Genomic DNA, 23,136 nt, shown 5'->3' on the forward strand with positions numbered 1-23,136 from the left:
GCAGCATCAGCGGCCCGGAATCACCTCAAAGCCCCAGGCACACATACTTGACCTCGAGGTAATCCTCGATCCCGTAGCGCGACCCTTCCCTACCCAAGCCCGAAGCCTTCACCCCACCAAACGGCGCCACCTCGGTCGCCACCACGCCGACGTTGACCCCGATCATCCCATACTCCAACGCCTCGGACACCCGCCAGATTCGCCCGACATCCCGCGCATACAGGTAGCAGGCGAGGCCGAACTCGGTGTCGTTGGCCTGGGCAATCACCTCCTCCTCGCTACCGAAGCGGAAGATCGGCGCCACCGGCCCGAAGATCTCCTCGCGTGCCACGCGCATGTCCGGCGTCACATCCGCCAGCAAGGTAGGCTCGAAAAACGCCTCGCCCAGCGCATGCCGGCGCCCACCGGCCAGCACACGTGCCCCGGCCTCCACCGCTTCACCCACCAGCCGCTCGACACCACTGGCAGCACGCCCGTCGATCATAGGCCCGACCTGGGTCCCGGGCGCATCGCCCCGCCCCACCACCAGCTCAGCCACGCGCTCGGCAAAGCGCGCCACGAAGCGCTCGTAGATACCACCCTGAACATAGAACCGGTTGGCGCACACGCAGGTCTGCCCGCTGTTGCGGAACTTGGCGATCAGCGCCCCCTCCACGGCTTTTTCCAGGTCGGCATCATCGAACACGATGAACGGCGCATTGCCACCCAGCTCCATGGTCACCTTCTTCACCGTCGCCGCCGACTGCTGCAGCAACTGGATGCCGATGGGCGTGGAGCCGGTGAACGACAACTTGCGCACCACCGGGCTGGCCGTCAGCTCCCCGCCGATGGCCGCCGAGTCACCAGTCACCACGCTTAGCACGCCCGCAGGGATACCAGCGCGTTCGGCCAGCACGCACAGCGCCAGCGCGCTGAACGGAGTTTGCGAGGCCGGCTTGAGCACCAGCGTGCAACCCGCCGCCAAAGCCGGCGCCGCCTTACGGGTGATCATCGCCGCCGGAAAATTCCATGGCGTAATCGCCGCGCAGACGCCAATCGGCTCTTTGGTGACGATCAACCGACGATCAGCGCTCGGCGAAGGAATTACATCACCATAAATGCGCTTGCCCTCTTCTGCATAAAACTCCACATAGGCTGCCGCAAAGGCAATCTCGCCACGGGACTCGGCTAGCGGCTTGCCCTGTTCGGCCGTCATGATGCACGCCAGATCCTCCTGGTGGGCGAGGATTTCGCGGAACCAGGCCTGCAGCCGGGCGGCACGCTCCTTGGCAGCAAGCGCCCGCCAAGCCGGCAAGGCACGTTCGGCAGCGGCGATGGCGCGACGGGTTTCATCCGCCCCCATGCGCGGCACATGGCCGAGCACTTCGCCGCTGGCCGGGTTGGTCACGGCAATGCGCTGACCACTGTCGGCCGCCAGCCATTTTCCGTCGATATAGCAAACTTCACGCAGCAGATCACGATCGGCAAGGTTCATGTCGATTGACTCGTTCGAAAAAGGAAAAAAGGTGGGGCCGTACCGCGCCCCACCTGAGGCGAATCAGCGCTTGGCTTGCATGGCCTTGTCGCGGATCTGGCTGAGGGTCATGCGCGGGGTCAGGGCTTCGGGGTCGACCTGCACTTCGATCAGCGCCGGCTTGCCAGAAGCCTGGCAACGCTCGAAAGCGGCAGCGAAGTCCTCGGTGCGGGTGACGGTTTCACCGTGCAGCCCATAGGCACGCGCCAGGGCGGCGAAGTCAGGGTTGTGCAGCTCGGTGCCGGACACCCGCCCCGGGTAGCTGCGCTCCTGGTGCATGCGGATAGTGCCGTACATGCCGTTGTTGACCACCACGGTGATCAGGTGGGCGTCGTAGTGCGCCGCCGTGGCCAGCTCCTGGCCATTCATCAGGAAGCAGCCGTCACCGGCAAATGCCACCACAGTACGTTGCGGATAGGTCAGCTTGGCTGCCACCGCCGCCGGCACGCCATACCCCATGGACCCGTTGGTTGGCCCGAGCAACGTGCGGAACACACGGTGCTGGTAACCGCGATGCACCCAGCCGGTGTAGTTGCCGGCACCGCAGGTGAGAATGCTGTCGGCCGGCAGGGTCTTGTTCAGCCAGGCAATCACTTCGCTCATCTGCACATCGCCCGGCGAGCGTGGCGTTTCGAAGTTGCCACGGTAGCCGCTGTTCAGGCTGGCGACCCAGTCGGCGAACGCCTCGGGGCGCGCGGCTGGCAACGCAGCCGCCTGGCTCAGGAAACTGGCCGGCCCGGCATTGATGCCCAAGGTCGGCTGGTACACCCTGCCGATTTCCTCGGCACTGGCGTGCACATGCACCAGCGCCTGTTTCGGCGTCGGAATGTCGACAAGCGCATAACCGCCTGTGGTCATCTCGCCCAGGCGCGCGCCCACCACGATCAGTAGGTCCGACTGCTTCACCGCCTCGACCAGTACCGGCCCGGCAGCCAGCCCGAGGTCGCCGGCATAGTGCGAGTCGGTGTTGTCGAACAGGTCCTGGCAACGGAACGAAGCTGCCAGCGGCAGGTTCTGCACCTGCACGAAGCGCTTCAGGTCGGCCACCGCCTGGTCGTTCCAGCCGCCTCCACCGGCAATCACCAGCGGCTTGCTGGCGTTGCCCAGCAGGGCCTGCAGCTCGCCCAGCGCCTGTGGCGCCGGGGCGGCTTCGACGCGTCGCGCCGGACGCGCATCGGCCACCTGCACCAGGTCGGTCAGCATGTCCTCCGGCAAGGCGATCACCACCGGGCCGGGGCGGCCGCTGATGGCACGCTGAAAGGCCTGGTTGACCAGCTCGGGAATGCGCGCGGCATCGTCGATCTGCACCACCCACTTGGCCATCTGGCCGAACATGCGTCGGTAGTCCACTTCCTGGAAGGCTTCGCGCTCGATCTGGTCGCGGGCCACCTGGCCGATGAACAGCAGCATCGGCGTAGAGTCCTGAAACGCCGTGTGCACGCCCACCGAGGCATTGGTGGCGCCGGGGCCACGGGTGACGAAGCAGATGCCCGGCTTGCCGGTCAGCTTGCCGTAGGCCTCGGCCATGTATGCCGCACCACCCTCCTGGCGACAAACGATCAGGTCGATTTCATCCTGCACATCGTGCAACGCATCCAGCACTGCCAGGTAACTCTCGCCCGGCACGCAGAAGGCGCGCTCGACACCATTCACCCGCAGGGCATCGACCAGCACCTGGCCGCCACTGCGCTTCACTTCGGAGTTGCTCATTGTTGTTCTCCCTCAGGCGCTGCGGTCAGATGACCGAATCTTCCAGGAACGGTTTGTTGTCGATTACCCGCTGGTAACTCAGCGCACCCAGATCAAGCGAACGGTAGCCGCCATAGGTGATGAGCTCGGACAGCCCACGGCCGATGGCCGGTGCCTGCTGCAGGCCATGGCCGCTGAAGCCGTTGCAGAACAGGAAGTTGCCCACCTCGTTGTGCGGGCCGACGATGGCGTTGTGGTCGAGAACGCAGAAGTCATAGTGCCCGGCCCAGAAGTTGACCACCTTGATGCCTTCGAACGCCGGCACGCGCTCCGCAAGAATCGGCCACACCTCCTCGTCGAACTCCTCGTGCAATACGTCGAAGTCTTCGAAGTCGACTTCCGGGTCGTTTTTCGGGTAGGTGCCGCCCAGGTAGAACTTGCCTTCAGGGCGGAAGAACACACCGGTCGGGTCGATGGTCAGCGGCACGGTACCTTCCAGCGGGGTGCGGCAGTCGAACACGAACAGCGAACGGCGGCGTGGCTCAACCGGAATATCCAGGCCGGCCATACGAGCGACCTTGGTGCCACGTGTGCCGGCGCAGTTGACCAGCAGGCCGCAGCCGATACGCTCGCCACTGCCCAGTTGCACACCGGTGATGCGCTCGCCTTCACGCTGGATACCGACCACTTCGTTCTCGATATACTCGATGCCCATCGAGCGCGCCTTGCGGCGGAAGCCATTGAGCATGCCCAGGCTGTCGAACCACCCTTCGCCGCTCTGGCCATAGCTGGCACCGGCCAGGCTGTCGATGTTGACCCAGGGGAACTTGCGTTGCAGTTGCTCGGGGTCGAGCAGACGTACATCGGCACCGTGGGATACCTGGGTATCGTGCAGGCGGCGCAGCACTTCATAACCTTTGTCGTCACCGAGGAACAGGTAACCGTTCTCGTGAAAGGCCAGGTCCGGGCGATCGCCGTCCACTTCCATCACCTCCGGGAAGTTGCGCACGAACTCGGCGCCGAACCTGGAGATCTCGATGTTGATCGGGTTGGAGAACTGTTGGCGGATCGAGCTGCTGGACAGCGCGGTGGCTGACTTGTTGTAGGTCCAGTCGCGCTCGATGACCAGCACCGAACCTTTGAAATCCGGGTTGTTGGCCAGGAAATAGGCGGTGGCGCTGCCGTTGACCGCGCCGCCGACGATCACCACATCGTAATTCTGTTGTTTAGCGGTGGAAGCCATGTAATGCACTCTCTGCTGATGTGGAGATATCTACTTGTCTTCGAAGTGCCCGGCACCAGCGAAGTTGCCGCCGTGGTAGCGCGCGGCCGGTTCGTTCGGGTGCAGCGGCGGGTGCTCGGCCAGGACCTTGTCGCGGTAGTCGTCAGCACTGTCCTTGGGCACGTAGCCAAGCGACGAAGCCAGGCGGTTGTCCCACAGGCTTTCGCGGTTGGCCGACATGCCATAGACAATCATGTGCCCGACCCGCGGCGCCAGCAGCGAGCGCTCGGTGAGCTGGGCGAAGTCGTCGAACGACAGCCAGGTGGCGAGCATGCGCCGGTCCAGAGGCTCGGGGAATGACGAACCGATGCGCAGGTTGACCGACTCGATGGCGAACTTGTCCCAGTAGTAGCGGCCCAGGTCCTCGGCAAAGCACTTGCTGACGCCATACAGGCTGTCGGGGCGGTGCGCAGCGGTAGCGTCGATGGTCTCGGTGCGGTCATGGAAGCCGATGGCGTGGTTGGAGCTGGTGTACACCACCCGCTTGACGCCATTGCGCCGCGCAGCTTCGTAGATGTTGTAGGTACCGACGATGTTGCCGTTGAGGATCTTCTCGAAAGTGTCCTCCACCGGCACGCCACCGGCATGCACGATGGCGTCGACACCTTCGGTCAACGGCAGCACGTCGTTGAAGTTGGCCAGGTCGCAACGCACCAATTGCTCATGGGGTGCAGCGTGGCCCATGTCAGCGATGTCGGTCAGGCGCAGCTCATCGGCGAAGGCTGCCAGGTGCTTGCGCAGCACACTGCCCAGGCGCCCGGCGGCGCCGGTGATCAGCAGGCGTTTGAAAGGCTTGCTCATGTGTTACCTCGATTGCTTGGTGGGCTCAGGACAGCGCCGCGAACGCGTCGCGCAGCTGCCCCAGGGCTTGTTCCAGTTCCTGCCGCGATGTGGCGAACGACAGACGAATGTAGGGCTCCAGGCCAAACGCCGAACCCGGCACGGTGGCGACCTTGCCGACCCGCAACAGGTAGGCCGCAAGGTCCGCATCGTTGCCAATGACCTGGCCATCTGGCGTGCGCTTGCCAATGAAGGCACTGACCTCGGGGAACGCATAGAACGCGCCCTGCGGCATCTGCAATTGCAGGCCCGGGATCTGCGCCAGCCCCTGTACCACCAGCGCACCGCGCGCCTGAAACTCGCGGTTGGCGTCACGCACGAAGTCCTGCGGCCCATTCAACGCCGCCACCGCCGCCAGCTGCGAGATGCTCGACGGACAGGTGGTCGTCTGCGACTGGGTCTTGTTCATCGCCACGATCAGGTCCTTGGGGCCTGCCGCGTAACCCAGCCGATAACCGGTCATGGCATAGGCCTTGGAAACGCCGTTGATCAGCAAGGTGCGCTCGCGCAACTGCGGGCAGGCGGTAACGAAGGACACGAACGGCTGGTCGCCCAACACGATGTGCTCGTAGATCTCGTCGGAAATCACCAGCACCTTGGGGTGGCGCTCCAGTACCTTGCCCAGTGCTGCGAACTCTTCACGGGTGAAGATCGCCCCGCTCGGATTGTTCGGCGAGTTGAGCATCACCCAGCGGGTACGCGGGGTGATCGCCGCCTCCAGCTGCTCGGGGCGCAGCTTGAAGCCCTGCTCGGCAGTGCACGGGATGACCCTGGGCACGCCACCGTTGAGCATGGCCATGTCGGTGTACGACACCCAGTAAGGTGCCGGGGTGATTACCTCGTCACCCGGCTCGAGGGTGGCCAGGAAGGCGTTGAACAGCAGTTGCTTGGCACCGTTGCCTACACAGATTTCGTCCAGCCCATAGACCAGGTCGTTTTCCCGAGCGAACTTGTCGACGATGGCTTGGCGCAACACCTCCAGGCCGTTGGGCCCGGTGTAATGGTTGTTGCCTGCCAGCATCGCCTGGTAGGCGGCTTCGATCACATGAGCCGGTACGTTGTAATCCGGCTCGCCGAGCGCCAGGTTGATCACCGGCTCGCCCTGGGCCAGCATCTGTTTGGCCAGCACCGACACGGCCATGCTCGGTGAGCTTTTTACCGCGCGCACGCGGCTGCTTTGCACATCCATCGTCTAGCACTCCTGGGCGGCATCGAAGCCGTAGTCGTTGCGCGCCTGCTCGGCGCTGATGTAGCCAAAGCGCAGGTCACGCTCGACCTGCTGGCGGTCGCGTTGACGCGGGTCGCCATAGCCACCACCACCCGGCAGGCGCAACACCAGGCGGCGCTCGGCCGGCACGAACTGCTGGCCCTTGCCGCGCAGCAGGCTGCCGTCATCCAGGCCGACATAACCTTCAGCGCCCTGCTTGCCACCCTCCAGGCCGCGGGCGGCATGCTGGATGCGATCGAACATGGCGCTGAAGCGGAAGCTGTAGCCCGCGGCCGCCGACACTTCAATCTCCTGCCCCAGGCCGCCGCGCAGTTGGCCGGCACCGCCGGAGCCTTCACGCAGCTCCTTGCGCCACACCACCACCGGGCCGGCGTGTTCTGTGGCTTCCACCGGCATGGTGTGCACACCACTGGGGAATGCCGTGGCGCTCAGGCCATCCATCGCTGAACGCGCCCCCATGCCGCCGCTGTTGAACATCAGCATCTCGGCGTTGCGACCGTTCGGGTTGCTCTCCAGCGGGCGCACGCTCAGGTGCAGGTTCCACAAGGCGCTGGCCCCCTCGGCCGGCACCTTGCCCGGCAGGCACTTATGCAGTGCCCCCAGCACCAGGTCGGGCACGAAGTGACCCAGCACATGGCGCACCGACACCGGCGCCGGGTGCTTGGCATTGAGGATGCAGCCCTCGGGCGCAGTGACCTCGAACGGCGCCAGCGAGGCAGTGTTGTTGGGGATTTCCGGCGCCACGATGCACTTGAGGCCATAACAGGCGTAGGCCTTGGCATAGCCCAGCGGCACGTTGATGCCGAACTGGCTCATGCCCGATGTGCCTGTGAAGTCGCTGTTGATGCCATCGGGGCCGACAGTGATGGTTACCGCCAGGGTCACAGGCACGTCGTAGCCATCGAGGGTCATGCTGTTGCTGTAGGTGCCATGCGGCAGCGCCTTGAAGCACTCCAGCGTGGCGCGGCGGCTGTGTTCGAGGATGAAGCCACCAATGTGCTCCAGGTCATCCAGCCTGAACTCTTCGAGCATGTCGATCAGGCGCTTGTGACCAGTCTCGTTGCACGCCGACAGCGCATAGAAGTCGCCCACCACCCGGTCGTTCTCGCGTACGTTGTTGCGCAGTATGTTTATCAGGTCGCGGTTGACCTTGCCGCGCTCGAACAGCTTCATGATCGGGATGAACAGGCCTTCCTCGTATACCTCGCGGGCGTCCGGGCCAAAGCCACGGCCACCGATGTCGACCACGTGGGCGGTACTGGCAAAGTAACCAATCAGCCTGCCCTTGTAGAACGACGGCGAAACGATGGTGATGTCGTGCAGGTGGCCGGTACCCTTCCACGGGTCGTTGGTCACATACACGTCGCCTTCGAAGATGTTGTCTTCGCCGATGTCGTTGATGAAGTGCACCACCGCCTCGGCCATGGTATTGACGTGGCCGGGGGTGCCGGTGACGGCCTGGGCCAGCATGTTGCCGGCGCGGTCGAACACCCCGGCAGACAGGTCGCCGGCCTCGCGCACGCTGGTGGAGAATGCGGTGCGGATCAGGGTCAGGGCCTGCTCTTCGACCACCGAGACCAGGCGGTTCCACATCACCTGCATTTGAATGTCGATCAAAGTATCGCTCATGGTTCTGGCTTCCGAATTCAGGCGTTAGCGGCGCACGACCAGCAGGCAGCCGTCTGGCTGGACCGTGGCGGTGAAGTTGGAGGTGACGAAGGTCGAGGTTTCGCGCTCGACGATGATTGCCGGGCCATCGACGCGGGCACCGACCTGCAGTTCCTCGCGCGGATGGATGCCGGCCTCGACGAAACCGCCGGCAGCCACGTCGAACACCTGGCGGCGGGCGACTTCATGGGAGCGGTAGGCGGCACCCACTTCTTCGATTTGCTGTACCGGTGGCAACGGTGAACTGGCCTTGACCGACCAGCTGACGATTTCGATATCCGGCCCTTCGATAGGGCGACCGAAGAAGCGGGTATAGGCTTCTTCGAAACGGGCCTTGAACTCCACCATATCCGCGGCGCTGAAGGCCTTGAACGGCAGGGCAACCGGAATTTCCCAACCTTGGCCGACATAGCGCATGAACGCGGTGCATTCCATTTCCGGCTCACCGGTTGGCATACCTTGACGCAGGAAGCCCAGCGACTCGGCTTTCATCTCGTCGATCAGGCCATTGACCTGCACGGCCTCGAATTCGGACAGGCGCACGAAGGCACTGCGCACGGCTTCGTAGCCGAATGGCGCACGCAGGAAGCCGATGGCCGAGCCCACACCGGCGCCGGCCGGGACAATGAAGCGCGCCACGCCCATCTTTTCGCACAGCCGTGCAGCGTGGAGCGGACCGCCGCCACCGAAGGTGATCATGGTGTAGTCGGCGATATCCTTGCCACTCTCCACCGCATGCACGCGACCAGCGTTGGCCATGTTCTCGTCGACCACTTCGCACACGCCAAAGGCTGCGGTATCGGCCTGCATGCCCAGCGGCTGGCCGATGACCCGAGCCATGGCGTTGGCGGCATTGTCGGTGGAGAGGCGCAACGCGCCACCGGCAAAGTTGTCGGCGTCCAGGCGGCCGAGCAGCAGGTTGGCGTCGGTGATGGTCGGCTCCTGACCGCCACGGCCGTAACAGGCCGGGCCTGGCTCGGAAGCCGCGCTATGCGGGCCAACGCGAATCTGGCGCATGCTGTCGATGCTGGCAATGGACCCGCCGCCGGCGCCGATCTCGACCATCTCGACCACCGGAATGGAAATCGGCATACCACTGCCCTTCTTGAAGCGATAGGTACGTGCAACCTCGAAGGTTTTCGCGGTTTTCGGCACCTGGTCTTCGATCAGGCAGATTTTTGCCGTGGTGCCGCCCATGTCGAATGACAGCACGTTCTCCAGCTGGTACCGGCGAGCGATATCGGCAGCGAAGATGGCGCCGCCGGCTGGACCGGACTCCACCAGACGTACCGGGAATTCAGCGGCACTCTGCACCGAGATGATGCCGCCACCGGAGTGGATCATGAAAACCGGGCAGTCGGCGCCGGCTTCCTTGAGGGTGACCACCAGGCGGTCCAGGTAGGACTTGATCAGCGGCTTGACGTAGGCGTTGGCGCATACGGTATTGAAGCGCTCGAACTCGCGCATCTGCGGCGAAACTTCGCTGGAGATGGAAATTGACAGTTGCGGCAGACGCGCCTGCAGGGCATCGCGCAACTGGCGCTCGTGGGCACCATTGACGTAGCTGTGGATGAAGCCGATAGCCACGCTCTGGTAGTTGCCTTCGGCGATACGCTCGACCAATGCGTCGATCTCGGCCTGCGCCGGGGCGATCAGTACCTGGCCTTTGACATCCAGGCGTTCGCGCAGGGTGTAGCGGTGTTCGCGGTCGATTAGCGGCGGCGGCAGGACGATGTTGATGTCGTACTGCTCGAAGCGGTTTTCGGTGCGCATTTCAAGGGTGTCACGGAAGCCTTCGGTGGTGATGAAGGCGGTGCGTGCGCCACGGCGCTCAATCAGCGCATTGGTGGCAAGGGTGGTGCCATGGATCAGCTGATCGATGTCCGACAGCGACAGGCCCGCCTGCTCCACCACTTGGCGCACGCCAGTGAGGATGGCCCGTTCCGGCAGCTCGTAGTCGGTCAGGATCTTGGTCGAATGCAGCACGCCGTTCACGTCCAGCGCGATATCGGTGAAGGTCCCGCCTATGTCCACGCCGACCCGGCATGATGTCGCAGTCATCGTCATATCCCCTGCAATGCTTTGTAGTTGTCTCGATCCGCTGAAGCGGTCTTCATGTAAGTTATATGTTGTCTTACATGTGGTCAAGCACCTATTTGCTGAAATCTGCTGCGCCAGTGCCGGCCTCTTCGCGGGCATGCCCGCTCCCACAGGATCACCACAGACCTTGAGAGCAGTACAGTACCTGTGGGAGCGGGCGTGCCCGCGAAGAGACCTGCACAGCCAATACAACTAGCGGATCAACCGCCGGTCTTGACCATCCGCCCGCCGCCCACCGCCTGCGCCGTGGGGAACACTTCCAGCCGCGACACATCCACCTGCCGCGGCATCTTCAGCGCCGCCAGCAACAGCTGTGCAATATCCTCCGGCTGGATCGACTCATAACCGTCATACAGTTCGCTGCCCGCCGCCTGCATGCCCATGGCGGTCTTGTACAGCTGGGTCTGCACCCTGCCCGGGGCAATCTCGGTCACCCGCACCCCGCTGCCCAGCAAGTCACAGCGCAAGGCATCGCAGAACAGGCTTACACCAGCCTTGGACGCCCCGTATACAGCAGCCCCCGGGTGCGGCGCGCGGCCAGCACTGGAGCCAATGAAGAACAGATGCCCCCTGCCCCGTCCGACCATGCCCGGCAGCACCTGGCGCGCCAGGTGCAGCGGCGCCTTGAGGTTGATGTCGAGCATGTTGTCGATTTCGGCTTCGTCGATGTCCTGGAACGCCGCACGGGTGGAAAGAATGCCCGCGTTGTTGACCAGCACATCCACCGCTTGCCCTTCCAGCGCAACAGCCAGCGAACGGTAGTCGCGCACATCCGCCTGCAAGATGGTCACACCCGGCTCGCCAGCCAGCTCCGCGAGCGCTTCCGGGCTGCGCCCGACCGCAATCACCTGCAGGCCGGCGTCACGCAGCGCCAGTACGATGGCCTTGCCGATACCGCTGGTAGCCCCAGTCACCAGCGCGCGCTGGTAGCCCTCGGGAAATGCGACTTCAGGCATAGATGTAACCCCCGCTGACGATCACGTTTTCACCGGTGGCGTAGCTGTTGCGGCTGCTGCCCATCATCACGATCCACTCGGCGATTTCTGCTGGTTCCGCGGCGCGACCCAACGGGTTGGCCGCTGCCAGTTCACCAAGGAAGCCCAGCTGCTTGGCGCGCTCGGTGGCAAAACCGGCCGGGGCCACCGAATTGACCAGGATCTGGTCCTTGGCACAGGCCTGGGCGAACGACTTGGTCAGGCTCACCACCGCAGCCTTGGTCGCCGCATAGTGGGCGTTTTGCGGGTGGGCCTTGAAGGCATCAACCGAAGTGACGTTGACGATGCGCCCGGTCACCGCCGGGGCTGCCACGTACTGCTGCATGTGGCGCACCGCAGCGACCATCATGTGGTAGGTACCCTTGATATTGACGGCGTTTTCCAGGTCCCACTCTTCGTCAGTGATCTCGAGGATATCCTTGCGCGGGTAGATCGCCGCACTGTTGACCAGGCAATGCACCCGGCCCATGCCTTCGACGATCTGGTCGAAGGCCGCGTGGGCAGTGTCCTTGCGGGCGATGTCACCCACCGCGATCGCCACCTCCACACCCTGCCCGCGCAGCTCTTCTGCTGCTTGCAGCAACAATTGCTCGTTGCGGTCGATCAGGCCGATCTTGCCAGCGCCACGCTTGACCATCAGCCGGGCTGTTTCCAGGCCCAGACCTGAGGCGCCACCTACGATCACCACCGTTTGATTTTCCACAAAACACCTCCGTGATTGAGTCTTTACGTAAGATGCCTGTTGTCTTACATTTGGTCAAACATCAATTCGTCCACAGGTGCTGCCATGCCCGCCTCCAGCCACCCGCCCGTACCCGCCCCGCATGCCCGGGACCGCTTGCTGGAGGCGGCGAGCGCGCTGTTTGCCAGCCACGGCTACCAGGCCATCGGCCTGCGCGACCTGGCCAGCCACCTGGGGCTCCGAGCCGGGTCGCTGTACCACCATATCGAGAGCAAACAGGGCCTGCTGTTCGAACTGATCGAATCGAGCCTGACCGACCTGCTGTATGAAACCCGACAATGCCTCAAAAGCGCCCGTACCAACAGTGAACGCTTGCCGTGCTTCGTCCAGGCGTTTGTTGCGTACAGCCAGGCCAACCCGGACAAGCTGGTGCTACTGACCCGCGAAGCCATGAACCTGAACGAAGAGCAACTGTTGCAGGTTGAACAGTTGAAGGCGCAATACAGCGGACTGCTCAGCGAAATTGTCGCAGCCGAGTGCGGCTTGACGGCATCGCGCGCGCGTTCGATCGCCCAGGCGGTACTTGGGTTATTGTGCGGTCAGGCCCAGTGGGGAACGGTGATGGCCGCCAGAGAGCAACTGGTGGCGTTCGTACAAGGGATTGTCGGAACCGGTAAGGCGGCGGCATGCCCGTAAAACACAATTCGCATAAGAATATGAATTCTTATTCTTTTTTAACCATCAAGCATTGCTCTATAACTGTCCTCACTGCACAGCCGCCAACACCCGGCCAACTGTCTGCAGCGCAACACACGATCAACAGGCAACGCCCGCACGGCAACAGCGCCGCAACCATCAGAAAAGCGCTAACCCGTTGAAATAAAAGCACATTCATACTCGGCACGACGATTGCTCAAGCAAAGTCCCCCGCTCAACCAGCACCGGAGACCTGCCCATGAGCACCCCACTGAACGTCGTAGCCCTGTCCGGCGGCACTGCCCGCCCATCGCGCACCCTGGCCCTGACCGAGGCGATCCTCGCCGAACTGGCCCAGCACCTGCACATCAAGCCGCACCTGATCGAACTGGGCGAGATCGCCCGCCCGCTGGGCAGCGCCCTGTGGCGCAGCGAACTGCCCGAGGCCGTCGAGCAGCAACTGCGCCTGGTGGAAAAAGCCGACCTGCTGGTGGTGACCACGCCGGTGTACCGCGGCAGCTTCACCGGCCACTTCAAGCACCTGTTCGACCTGATCGGCCAGGACGCCCTGGTCGACACCCCGGTGCTGCTCGCCGCCACCGGCGGCAGCGAGCGCCACGCGCTGGTGCTCGACCACCAGCTGCGCCCACTGTTCAGCTTCCTGCAAGCCCTGACGCTGCCCATCGGCGTGTTCGCCAGCCAGGCGGAAATGGCCGACTACCGGGTGTCCAGCGCAGCCCTTGCCGCCCGCATCCGCCTGGCCGCAGAGCGCGCCGTGCCGCTGTTCGGCGCTCATCATGCGCTGCGCAAGAGCGCCTGAGGAGCGGCCATGAATGCACCTGTGAATACCGCCCAGCGCCCTGCCCTGATCATCGCCCGCGAACTGGCCGGGCAGTTTGCCCAGACCGCCGTCGAACGCGACGAGCGTGGCGGCACGCCAAAAGCCGAGCGCGATGCCCTGCGTGACAGCGGCCTGCTGTCGCTGGTGATCCCGCAGGCCTTCGGCGGCCAGGGCGCCAGCTGGCATGACACCTTCGCGGTGGTGCGCGAGTTCGCCCGGGTCGACAGCTCCATCGCCCACGTGTTCGGCTTCCATCACCTGATGCTGGCCACCGTGCGCCTGTTCTCGCGCCCGGACCAATGGCAACCGTGGTTCGAGCAGACCGCCCGCAAGCAGTGGTTCTGGGGCAATGCCCTGAACCCGCTGGACACACGCACCGTGGTCAAGCACTTCGATGGCTGGTGCGAGTTTTCTGGCAAGAAAAGCTTCTGCTCCGGCGCCAGCGACTCGGAAATGCTCATCGCCTCGGCGGTGGACGAACGTGCCGGCGGCAAGCTGCTGATTGCCGCCATCCCGAGTGGCCGCACCGGCATCAGCCTGCACAGCGACTGGAACAACATCGGCCAGCGCCAGACCGACAGCGGCAGCGCCACGTTCGAGCGGGTACGGGTGGAGCACAACGAACTGCTGCTCGACCCTGGCCCCCTGAGCACGCCGTTCGCCGCCCTGCGCCCGCTGATTGCCCAGTTGCACTTCGCCAACCTGTTCCTCGGCATCGCCGAGGGGGCGTTCGAGGAGGCCCGCCAGTACACGCTCAAGGAAAGCCGGCCGTGGTTCCGCTCAAGCGCCGCCAGCAGCGCCGAAGACCCCTACGTGCTGCGCCATTACGGCGAGTTCTGGGTCGGCCTGGAGAGCGTGCGCCTGCTGATCGAACGGGCCGCACGCCAGCTCGATGCCGCCTGGGCCAGGGAACACGCCCTCACGGCGCAAGAGCGCGGCGACCTGGCCCTGGCCATCGGCACCGCCAAGGTCGCCGCCAGCCGCCATGGCCTGGACATCTGTAACCGCCTGTTCGAGGTCACCGGCGCCCGTGCCACCCATGCCTCGCTACGTTTCGACCGGCACTGGCGCAACCTGCGCACGCAAACCCTGCACGACCCAGTGGACTACCGTATCCACGAACTCGGCGAGTGGGCCCTCAACGACAAGCGCCCTGCCCCATCCTTCTATTCCTGAGGATTGCCCATGCAACTGCTGACCCTCCCCCCGTCCCCGACACTGGCCACCTCGATCCGGGCCACCGCACAGGTTTTCGAAGACCCCAGGTCGCAGGCGCTGCTTGCCCACCTGCAACAGGTCGCCCCCAGCGAGGCCAGCGTGCTGATCATCGGCGAAACCGGCACGGGCAAGGAGCTGGTCGCACGCCACATCCACAACCTCAGTGGCCGGCGCAACGGCCCGTTCGTCGCTGTCAACTGCGGAGCCTTCTCCGAATCGCTGGTCGAGGCGGAGCTGTTCGGCCATGAAAAAGGCGCCTTCACCGGTGCCCTGGCGGCCAAGGCCGGCTGGTTCGAGGAAGCCAACGGCGGCACGCTGTTCCTCGACGAAATCGGCGACCTGCCGTTGCCGATCCAGGTCAAGCTGCTGCGCGTGCTGCAGGAGCGCGAAGTGGTGCGGCTGGGGTCGCGCAAGAGCATCCCGATCAATGTGCGGGTACTGGCGGCGACCAATGTGCAGCTGGAAAAGGCCATTAACGCCGGGCATTTTCGCGAAGACCTGTACTACCGGCTGAACGTGGTGACCTTGCAGTTGCACCCATTGCGCGACCGCCCGGGCGACATCCTGCCCTTGGCCCGGCACTTCATCCGCAGCTACAGCGACCGGCTGGGCTACGGGCCGGTGGAACTGAGCGCCAAGGCCCAGGCCAAACTGGTGGAATACAGTTGGCCGGGCAACATCCGCGAGTTGGAGAACGTGATTCACCACAGCTTGCTGACCTGCGGCGACGGCACGGTGCAGGCGCAGGACCTGCGCTTGTCCAACCTGCGTATCGAACGGCAGGAGGAAGAGCCGGCGGGCAATGGTGTGGAGGATCTGCTGCAGCGGGCGTTCAGCCGCTTGTTCGAAGAGCAGTCGGGTGACCTGTACGAAAAGGTGGAAAATACCCTGCTGCGGTCGGCGTATCGGTTCTGCCATTACAACCAGGTGCATACCGCGCAGTTGCTGGGTTTGTCGCGCAACATCACCCGCACCCGGCTGATTGCGATCGGTGAGTTGGTGGTGAACAAGCGGCGGGGGCAGGAGCAGCAGGTGCTGGATAACCGGGTGGTGCGGTTGTCGATCTGAATGGTGTATGGCCTGTTCGGGCCTCTTCGCGGGCACAGGCACCCAAACTGCTAGTTCTGGTCGCCTCCGCGATCATCCCCAACATCATGGTCAGCCCCATCATCAGCGCCATGCCCTACACCGTGTGGCTCGCCCACGTCGTGATTCGCTTCGTGATTCGCCTCATGGTTGGCTTCATGATTTGCTTCGTGGTTGGCCTCGTGGTCGGCACCATCATCAGCACCATTGCGCCCGCGGCCATCATGACCCGGGCCACCATGCCCTCCACCATCGCCACTGTGCCCGCTGCCACTGCCGCCGTGGCCACCACCCGAGCCACCGCCGCCGCTACCACCACCTCCACCGCCATGACCACCGCCTCCGCCGCCATGGCCACCGCCACCGCCGCTGCCTCCTCCACCGCCACCGTGACCACCGCCACCATCCTTCGCGTACGCGCTGGAGGTAACGCCAAAGGAGTCAGGCACCAACACGGCCGAAGCCGACAATACTGCACCGATAGCCAAAGCCAACAAGCATTTCCTGAGCATCATGAGCCTCCGCTTGGAGTAACACCGGGTTGCATTACGCACCCTGTGATTTCCGGCCCCCATGGGGCGACTTGCTAGCCAGTGCGGCCTTCCATCTGCAGCGGTGAACGAGATCCTTCAGGGCCTTGCCGGCCAAATATTTCAGGATGTTTCTTGATTTTTTGAGCGTAGCCACGCCGCTGCGCTTGTCACCGACCGGTCATCAGAATGGCTTGCTCGCCAAAGGCCACTGCACCATGGCCTGGCGAGCCGGATTGCTCAGGATGCCGCGCGGGGCATCAGCTCATACGGGTGCTTCCACCCTGGCAACGTCTGGATTCGCGCCTTCCATGCCTCGATGTGGGTGAACTGCGCCAACACAATGCCAGTGTCCTCAGGCATGAACACATACCCGGCCAACGACAGGTCAGCGATAGTCAACCGGCCACCGACCATGAACGGCGTCTTCGCCAGGTGCGCGTCGACAATACGGTAGGCTGCCATGGCACGTTCACGCAGGAACCGGGTCACGTCCGTTTCACCGGTTTTCTTCAGGCAGAAAAGAAAACGCAGCGCCGCGTAGTAACTGGTGAACTTGTGGTTGTCGAACAGCATCCAGCGCCAGATCTCGCGCTTTTCGTCTTCGTCGCGGGGGCCGAACTGCCCGGTTTTCTCCGCAAGGTAGTCAAGGATCAGCGCAGACTGAGTGAAGGATTTGCCGGCGTGCTCCAACACCGGCACCTCGCCCTGCTCGTTCACTTCGTCGCGCCAGGCTTGTTCGCGAGTCTGGCCATTGAAGAAATCGACGAACACCGGCTGCCAGTCCAGGCCTGTGAGCTCAAGCATCAGGGCAGCCTTGTAGGCGTTACCGGATTCGGCGAAACAATGCAGCTTGTAGTCGGGCATGGGTGAGAACCTTCAGTATCCATTGAATGATTGGGCCATCAGCCCGAGCAGATCACGCCTGGCCCGCAACGGTCAATGGTCCCAGTTGGAGCTGGCTTGCCGGCGATGGGCTGCGCAGCAGCCCCGGCAATCTCCAGCGTTGAACAAGGGAACTACCACCCCACCTGCGCTTTCTTAAACACTGAGTGGTTCAATTACTTGGGCTTCATGCTACTGGAGAACACACCATGCGCCACCTACTCCTCGCCCCTGCGCTGCTGCTCCTGCTGCCTGCCGGTGCTGCCCTGGCTGACGTCGACGCAGGCGACGTCGCAACCTCGGCCGGTGTTTCCGCCTCGCTTTACTCGACCTTCAAGGACGACAAACGGATCATCCCGGCGCGTGACGAGCTTTCGGCCTACGTCGCCAGCGGTGGTGCAATCCGTGGCGCCTATGTGGAGTCGGCGCTGGAACAAGCCCGCAAGGACAACCCAGGCCTGCAGGCCAATGATGAAGAGCTGGCCCGGGCCCTCCTCTCGCAGGATGACCGCATAGCCGATCATTGATTGAGGTAATCCTGCACCGGCCTCTTCGCGGGTAAACCCGCTTCCACAGGAACCGCACCGACTTCAAACCCAGTGCGGTCCCCCTGTGGGAGCGGGTTTACCCGCGAAAGTGCCGGCACAGACGAAACTTCAACCCCAGCCTTCAACCCCAGCCATCCATGCGCATGGTAGCCCTTACCAGGCGCTGCTCCTCCTGCTCGATCTCCCGCAAGCTGTCGCGGATGCCGTTGATGTGTTCGCGCGCCGCGCGCTGCGCCTGCTCGGGCAACTGCTCCATCACCGCGTGATACAGCCGCGCATGCTGGCGATCGATCTGGCGCTTCTGCGCCGGCCGGCAATACAGGTTGTTGACCGAGGCGAACACCGTGCTCAAGGTCAGGTCACTGAGCGATTGCAAGGTATGCACCAGCACCGGGTTGTGCGACGCCTCGCTGATCGCCCGGTGAAAGGCATGGTCGCGGCGGGCATGTTCACGGGCATCGATCGCTTCCGGGGCTTCGTGCGCAGCCAACATTTCTTCATAACGCCGGCGGATCAGCAAACGGTCGACCTCGGTAGCCCGCAACGCCGCCAGGCGCGCCGATTCGGCCTCCAGCAACGCCCGCACTTCCAGCAGGTCGAACAGCGTGCGCGGCTGCGAGCCGAACAGGTGCATCAAAGGCGTGGCGCCCGCATGGCCCGTCAGGTCGGCAACGAACGAACCGCGCCCCTGCTCGGTGTCGATGATGCCGCGCCCGCGCAGGATGCGCAGGCCTTCGCGCAGCGCCGAGCGCGAGCACCCCAGCTTGTCCACCAGGCGCCGCTCCGACGGCAGGGCCTGGCCCACCTTGAGCACGCCTTCGACGATCAGCCGCTCGACCCGTTCGGCCACCTGGTCGGCAACCTTGGCCTTGCCTTCAGTACCCACTGCGTACCCTCCTGCTGGTAGGACCACTTAGACCGCTTGCCTCAATCTAGCCGGGCAAAGCCATCAATAACCAGTACTCACGGCAAAAACTGGTAGGACCAGTTCAACCCGTACTCGACCCCTGCCGTGGCCACGCGCAGGCTGCAAGGGTGAGCGCTTTGCCAACAACAACAAAACCGTTGCCGAGTGAGCCGATGAATATCCTGTACGACGAACGCGTCGATGGCGCGCTGCCCGATGTGAACCGGGCGGCGCTGCTGCAAGCGCTGCGCGCTGCCTTGCCCGACCTCGAGATCCTGCACCGCGAGGAAGACCTCAAGCCCTATGAATGCGACGGCCTCTCGGCCTACCGCACGGTGCCACTGCTGGTGGTGCTGCCCGAGCGCCTGGAGCAGGTGCAGACGTTGCTCAAGCTCTGCCACCAGCGGGGCGTGCCGGTGGTGGCACGCGGCGCTGGTACCGGCCTGTCGGGCGGCGCTTTGCCACTGGCCAAAGGCATCCTGCTGGTGATGGCACGGTTCAACCGCATACTCGAAGTCAACCCGCAGGGCCGCTTCGCCCGTGTGCAGCCCGGCGTGCGCAACCTTGCCATCTCCCAGGCGGCCGCGCCCCACGGCCTGTACTACGCGCCGGACCCGTCCTCGCAAATCGCCTGCTCCATCGGCGGCAATGTCGCCGAGAACGCCGGTGGCGTGCACTGCCTCAAGTACGGCCTGACCGTGCACAACCTGCTCAAGGTGGAAATCCTCACAGTCGAGGGCGAACGCCTGACCCTCGGCAGCGATGCCCTGGACAGCCCAGGTTTCGACCTGCTGGCACTGTTCACTGGCTCCGAAGGCATGCTCGGCATCGTCACTGAAGTCACCGTCAAGCTGCTGCCCAAGCCCCAGGTAGCGCGGGTGCTGCTGGCCAGCTTCGACAGCGTCGAGGACGCCGGCCGGGCAGTGGCCGAGATCATCGCTGCCGGGATCATCCCCGGCGGCCTGGAGATGATGGACAACCTGGCGATCCGCGCGGCCGAGGACTTCATCCATGCTGGCTACCCGGTGGACGCGGCGGCGATCCTGCTGTGCGAGCTGGATGGCGTCGAGGCCGATGTGCACGACGACTGCGAACGGGTCGCCGCCGTGCTGGCCCAGGCCGGCGCGCGTGATGTGCGGCTGGCCTGCGACGAGGCCGAGCGCGTGCGCTTCTGGGCCGGGCGCAAGAACGCCTTCCCGGCGGTGGGGCGCATCTCCCCGGACTACTACTGCATGGACGGCACCATCCCGCGCCGCGAACTGCCACGGGTACTCAAGGGCATCAGCGAACTGTCAGGCGAATACGGCCTGCGCGTGGCCAACGTGTTCCATGCCGGCGACGGCAACATGCACCCGCTGATCCTGTTCGATGCCAACCTGCCAGGCGAGCTGGAACGTGCCGAAGCCATTGGCGGCAAGATCCTCGAACTGTGCGTGGCCGTGGGCGGCAGCATCACCGGCGAACACGGTGTGGGGCGCGAGAAGATCAACCAGATGTGCGCGCAGTTCAACAGCGACGAAATCACCCTGTTCCATGCGGTCAAGGCCGCTTTCGATCCACAGGGCCTGCTCAACCCCGGCAAGAACATCCCCACCCTGCACCGCTGCGCCGAATTCGGCGCCATGCACGTGCACCATGGGCAGTTGCCCTTCCCCGAACTGGAGCGTTTCTGATGAGCATGGACCGCGACAACAGCCAGGCCCTGCTGGAGCAGGTCAACCAGGCGCTGAGCCAGGCCACGCCGCTGCGTATCCAGGGTGGCAACAGCAAGGCCATGCTCGGCTGCCCGGTGGCTGGCGAGGTGCTCGACACCCGCAGCCACCGTGGCATCGTCAGCTACGACCCGACCGAACTGGTGCTGACTGCCCGCGCCGGCACGCCGCTGCGCGAGATCGAGGCGGCGCTGCACGAAGCTGGCCAGATGCTGCCCTGCGAACCACCGCACCTGGGCCCAGAAGCCACCCTGGGTGGCATGGTCGCTGCCGGTTTGTCCGGCCCCAGGCGGCCGTGGGCCGGGTCGGTGCGCGACTATGTGCTGGGCACGCGGGTGATCACCGGCCACGGCAAGCTGTTGCGCTTTGGTGGCGAAGTGATGAAGAACGTTGCCGGCTACGACGTGTCGCGGCTGATGGCGGGCAGCTTCGGCTGCCTCGGGTTGCTGACCGAGGTGTCGCTGAAAGTGTTGCCACGCCCGCGCCAGTGCCTCAGCCTGCGCCTGCCGATGGGCCGCCACCAGGCACTGGCGGAGCTGGCTGAATGGGGCCAGCAGCCGCTGCCGATAAGCGCGGCCTGCCATGACGGCGACGCGCTGTACCTGCGCCTGGAAGGCGGCGAAGGCTCGGTCCAGTCGGCACGCCAGCGCCTGGGCGGCGAGGCATTGGACAGCCGCTTCTGGAGCGACCTGCGCGAGCAGCGCCTGGCGTTCTTTGCCGGCCCCGCGCCACTGTGGCGCTTGTCCGTGCCCATCGTCACCGGCGAGCTGGAGCTGCCCGGCCAGCAGCTGATCGACTGGGGTGGTGCGCAGCGCTGGCTCAAGTCCACGGCGCCGGCGCAGCACATCCGCGATCAGGTTGCCAAGGTCGGCGGCCACGCCACCTGCCATGCCCCTGGCCCTGCCAGCAGCCCACCGCTGCCCACCGCGCTGATGCGCTACCACCGCGCACTCAAGCAGCAACTCGACCCCCAGGGGGTGTTCAACCCCGGCCGCCTGTACCCGGACCTGTGAGGCCAGACCATGCAAACCAACCTGAGCGAAACCGCCCGGCACCTGGCCCGCGCCGACGAGGCCGAAAGCATCCTGCGCTCCTGCGTGCACTGTGGTTTCTGCACCGCCACGTGCCCCACCTACCAGCTGCTGGGCGATGAGCTGGACGGCCCACGCGGGCGCATCTACCTGATCAAGCAAGTGCTCGAAGGCGCGCCGATCACTGCCAGCACCCAGTTGCACCTGGATCGCTGCCTGACCTGCCGCAACTGTGAAACCACCTGCCCTTCCGGGGTGAAGTACCACGACCTGCTGGACATCGGCCGCGCCGTGGTCGATCAACAGGTGCCACGCCCGCTCGGCCAGCGCCTGCTGCGCCAGGGCCTGCGTGCAGTGGTGCCACGCCCGGCGCTGTTCAAGGCACTGACCCGTAGCGGCCAGGCTTTGCGCCCGCTGCTACCGGCCACGCTCAAGCGCAAGCTGCCAGCGCGGGTCACCGCCCCCGGCCACCGCCCCGCACCGCGCCATGCGCGGCGGGTACTGATGCTGGAAGGCTGCGTGCAATCAGCCCTGTCGCCCAACACCAATGCCGCCGCCGCACGCCTGCTGGACCGCCTGGGCATCAGCGTGGTGCCGATCCAGCAGGCCGGCTGCTGTGGCGCGGTGGACTATCACCTCAATGCCCAGGAGCAAGGCCTGCAACGGGCGCGTCGCAATATCGATGCCTGGTGGCCAGCCATCGAAGCCGGCGCCGAGGCCATCGTGCAAACCGCCAGCGGCTGCGGCGCGTTCGTGCGTGACTACGGCCATCTGCTGGAAAAAGACCCGCGCTACGCCGCCAAGGCCGCACGGGTCAGCGCCCTGTCCCGCGACCTGGTGGAGGTGCTGCGTGACGAGCCGATTGAGCAACTGGGGCTGTGCGCCGAACAGCGCCTGGCCTTCCATTGCCCATGCACCCTGCAGCACGCGCTGAAGCTGGGGGGTGTGGTGGAGGCACTGCTGACACGCCTGGGCTTCACCTTGACTCCGGTACCGGACGGCCACCTGTGTTGCGGCTCGGCCGGCACCTATTCGCTGACCCAGCCCGAGCTGTCGCTACAACTGCGCGACAACCGCCTCAACGCCCTGGAAAGCGGCAAACCGCAAGTCATCGCCACCGCCAATATCGGCTGCCAGGCCCACCTCGACGGGGCCGGGCGCACACCGGTGCGGCACTGGATCGAAATCGTCGAAGCAGCCTTGAACCCGGAGAACCACCATGCATAGCAAATCCGTGATCGGCCAGGCCGAAGTCACTCGCGTGCTCACCGCCGCCCGTCAGCAAGCTCAGGCGCAACAATGGAACGTGACCATTGCCGTGGTCGACGACGGGGGCCACCCGCTGGCCCTGGAGCGCCTGGACGGCTGCGCGCCGGCCAGCGCCTACATCGCGATGGAAAAGGCCCGCACGGCCGCGCTGGGGCGCAAGGAGACGCGGGACTACGAGGAGATGGTCAATGGTGGCCGTACCGCTTTCGTCACCGCGCCGCTGCTGACCAGCCTGGAAGGCGGCGTGCCGCTGCGGGTGGATGGGCAGGTGGTGGGGGCGATCGGCGTGTCCGGGGTCAAGGCCGAGCAGGATGCCCAGGTGGCCAAGGCCGGGGCGGCTGCCCTCTGAATCCTGTGCCGGCCTCTTCGCGGGCTTGCCCGCTCCCACAGGGCCTTCACAAGACCTGAAACCTGTG

The 23,136-nt window shown here is 64.7% G+C and carries 21 protein-coding genes; 9 read left to right on the top strand and 12 right to left on the bottom strand.

Going from position 1 to position 23,136, the window contains the following annotated elements; genetic code table 11:
- Positions 1–25 precede the first annotated feature (25 nt).
- The 9 genes from IRZ77_RS04050 to IRZ77_RS04090 form a co-directional block, all read right to left on the bottom strand.
- The gene (locus tag IRZ77_RS04050) at positions 26–1,474 is read right to left on the bottom strand and encodes an NAD-dependent succinate-semialdehyde dehydrogenase (protein WP_153670803.1); all 1,449 of its coding nucleotides are present in this window, start codon (positions 1,472–1,474) and stop codon (positions 26–28) included.
- Positions 1,475–1,537: 63 nt separating this feature from the next.
- Positions 1,538–3,223: a thiamine pyrophosphate-binding protein gene (locus IRZ77_RS04055; protein ID WP_108480891.1), complete on the bottom strand. Its 1,686-nt coding sequence runs from the start codon at positions 3,221–3,223 to the stop codon at positions 1,538–1,540.
- A 25-nt stretch (positions 3,224–3,248) separates the two neighbouring features.
- Positions 3,249–4,445 carry an NAD(P)/FAD-dependent oxidoreductase gene (locus IRZ77_RS04060; protein ID WP_108480890.1) on the bottom strand — a complete coding sequence of 399 codons (1,197 nt, stop codon included), beginning with the start codon at positions 4,443–4,445 and terminating at the stop codon, positions 3,249–3,251.
- A gap of 30 nt (positions 4,446–4,475) precedes the next feature.
- Positions 4,476–5,285 (bottom strand): NAD-dependent epimerase/dehydratase family protein, encoded by an 810-nt coding sequence (locus IRZ77_RS04065; RefSeq protein WP_108480889.1) that lies wholly within the window; start codon positions 5,283–5,285, stop codon positions 4,476–4,478.
- A 25-nt stretch (positions 5,286–5,310) separates the two neighbouring features.
- Positions 5,311–6,513, bottom strand: coding sequence for a pyridoxal phosphate-dependent aminotransferase (locus tag IRZ77_RS04070; protein WP_196172987.1), 1,203 nt, complete (start codon positions 6,511–6,513; stop codon positions 5,311–5,313).
- A gap of 3 nt (positions 6,514–6,516) precedes the next feature.
- Positions 6,517–8,181 carry a hydantoinase B/oxoprolinase family protein gene (locus IRZ77_RS04075; protein WP_108480888.1) on the bottom strand — a complete coding sequence of 555 codons (1,665 nt, stop codon included), beginning with the start codon at positions 8,179–8,181 and terminating at the stop codon, positions 6,517–6,519.
- Between the two features lie 24 nt (positions 8,182–8,205).
- Positions 8,206–10,281: a hydantoinase/oxoprolinase family protein gene (locus tag IRZ77_RS04080; protein WP_108480887.1), complete on the bottom strand. Its 2,076-nt coding sequence runs from the start codon at positions 10,279–10,281 to the stop codon at positions 8,206–8,208.
- Between the two features lie 239 nt (positions 10,282–10,520).
- Positions 10,521–11,276, bottom strand: a complete 756-nt coding sequence (locus IRZ77_RS04085) for an SDR family oxidoreductase (RefSeq protein ID WP_085615244.1) — start codon at positions 11,274–11,276, stop codon at positions 10,521–10,523.
- Positions 11,269–12,018, bottom strand: a complete 750-nt coding sequence (locus IRZ77_RS04090; RefSeq protein ID WP_108480886.1) for an SDR family NAD(P)-dependent oxidoreductase — start codon at positions 12,016–12,018, stop codon at positions 11,269–11,271. The genes IRZ77_RS04085 and IRZ77_RS04090 overlap by 8 nt, the downstream gene beginning before the upstream one ends.
- 84 nt (positions 12,019–12,102) lie before the next feature.
- Here IRZ77_RS04090 and IRZ77_RS04095 point away from each other — a divergent pair, with 84 nt between their 5' ends.
- The 4 genes from IRZ77_RS04095 (at position 12,103) to sfnR (ending at position 15,820) form a co-directional block, all read left to right on the top strand.
- Positions 12,103–12,693: a TetR/AcrR family transcriptional regulator gene (locus IRZ77_RS04095; protein WP_153670802.1), complete on the top strand. Its 591-nt coding sequence runs from the start codon at positions 12,103–12,105 to the stop codon at positions 12,691–12,693.
- A 259-nt stretch (positions 12,694–12,952) separates the two neighbouring features.
- Positions 12,953–13,513, top strand: coding sequence for an FMN reductase (gene msuE / locus IRZ77_RS04100; RefSeq protein WP_025338724.1), 561 nt, complete (start codon positions 12,953–12,955; stop codon positions 13,511–13,513).
- A 9-nt stretch (positions 13,514–13,522) separates the two neighbouring features.
- Positions 13,523–14,710 (top strand): acyl-CoA dehydrogenase family protein, encoded by a 1,188-nt coding sequence (locus IRZ77_RS04105; protein ID WP_085599203.1) that lies wholly within the window; start codon positions 13,523–13,525, stop codon positions 14,708–14,710.
- A gap of 9 nt (positions 14,711–14,719) precedes the next feature.
- Positions 14,720–15,820, top strand: a complete 1,101-nt coding sequence (gene sfnR, locus IRZ77_RS04110; protein WP_046615207.1) for a sigma54-dependent transcriptional activator SfnR — start codon at positions 14,720–14,722, stop codon at positions 15,818–15,820.
- 115 nt (positions 15,821–15,935) lie between these two features.
- Here sfnR and IRZ77_RS27150 read toward each other — a convergent pair whose 3' ends face one another.
- Positions 15,936–16,235, bottom strand: coding sequence for a hypothetical protein (locus IRZ77_RS27150; RefSeq protein ID WP_196173006.1), 300 nt, complete (start codon positions 16,233–16,235; stop codon positions 15,936–15,938).
- A gap of 373 nt (positions 16,236–16,608) precedes the next feature.
- Positions 16,609–17,235, bottom strand: coding sequence for a glutathione S-transferase family protein (locus IRZ77_RS04120; protein ID WP_108481496.1), 627 nt, complete (start codon positions 17,233–17,235; stop codon positions 16,609–16,611).
- A gap of 227 nt (positions 17,236–17,462) precedes the next feature.
- Here IRZ77_RS04120 and IRZ77_RS04125 point away from each other — a divergent pair, with 227 nt between their 5' ends.
- Complete coding sequence (locus IRZ77_RS04125; RefSeq protein ID WP_003260922.1) at positions 17,463–17,780, top strand: DUF2388 domain-containing protein; 318 nt, start codon at positions 17,463–17,465, stop codon at positions 17,778–17,780.
- A gap of 142 nt (positions 17,781–17,922) precedes the next feature.
- Here IRZ77_RS04125 and glcC read toward each other — a convergent pair whose 3' ends face one another.
- Positions 17,923–18,687, bottom strand: coding sequence for a transcriptional regulator GlcC (glcC, locus tag IRZ77_RS04130; protein WP_084785154.1), 765 nt, complete (start codon positions 18,685–18,687; stop codon positions 17,923–17,925).
- A 194-nt stretch (positions 18,688–18,881) separates the two neighbouring features.
- On the opposite strand from glcC, the gene glcD reads away from it, so the two are divergent.
- The 4 genes from glcD to IRZ77_RS04150 are packed head-to-tail and all read left to right on the top strand — an operon-like array spanning position 18,882 to position 23,069.
- Complete coding sequence (gene glcD / locus IRZ77_RS04135) at positions 18,882–20,381, top strand: glycolate oxidase subunit GlcD (RefSeq protein WP_108481495.1); 1,500 nt, start codon at positions 18,882–18,884, stop codon at positions 20,379–20,381.
- Positions 20,381–21,433, top strand: a complete 1,053-nt coding sequence (gene glcE / locus IRZ77_RS04140; RefSeq protein ID WP_108481494.1) for a glycolate oxidase subunit GlcE — start codon at positions 20,381–20,383, stop codon at positions 21,431–21,433. The genes glcD and glcE overlap by 1 nt, the downstream gene beginning before the upstream one ends.
- A gap of 9 nt (positions 21,434–21,442) precedes the next feature.
- Entirely contained in the window at positions 21,443–22,678 is a 1,236-nt protein-coding gene (glcF, locus tag IRZ77_RS04145; protein ID WP_108481493.1) for a glycolate oxidase subunit GlcF, read from the top strand.
- Positions 22,671–23,069, top strand: coding sequence for a heme-binding protein (locus IRZ77_RS04150; protein WP_046615201.1), 399 nt, complete (start codon positions 22,671–22,673; stop codon positions 23,067–23,069). Before glcF ends, IRZ77_RS04150 begins: the two co-directional genes overlap by 8 nt.
- The last annotated feature ends 67 nt before the right edge of the window (positions 23,070–23,136 follow it).

The organism is Pseudomonas pudica (assembly GCF_015680405.1).
GTDB lineage: Bacteria > Pseudomonadota > Gammaproteobacteria > Pseudomonadales > Pseudomonadaceae > Aquipseudomonas > Aquipseudomonas pudica.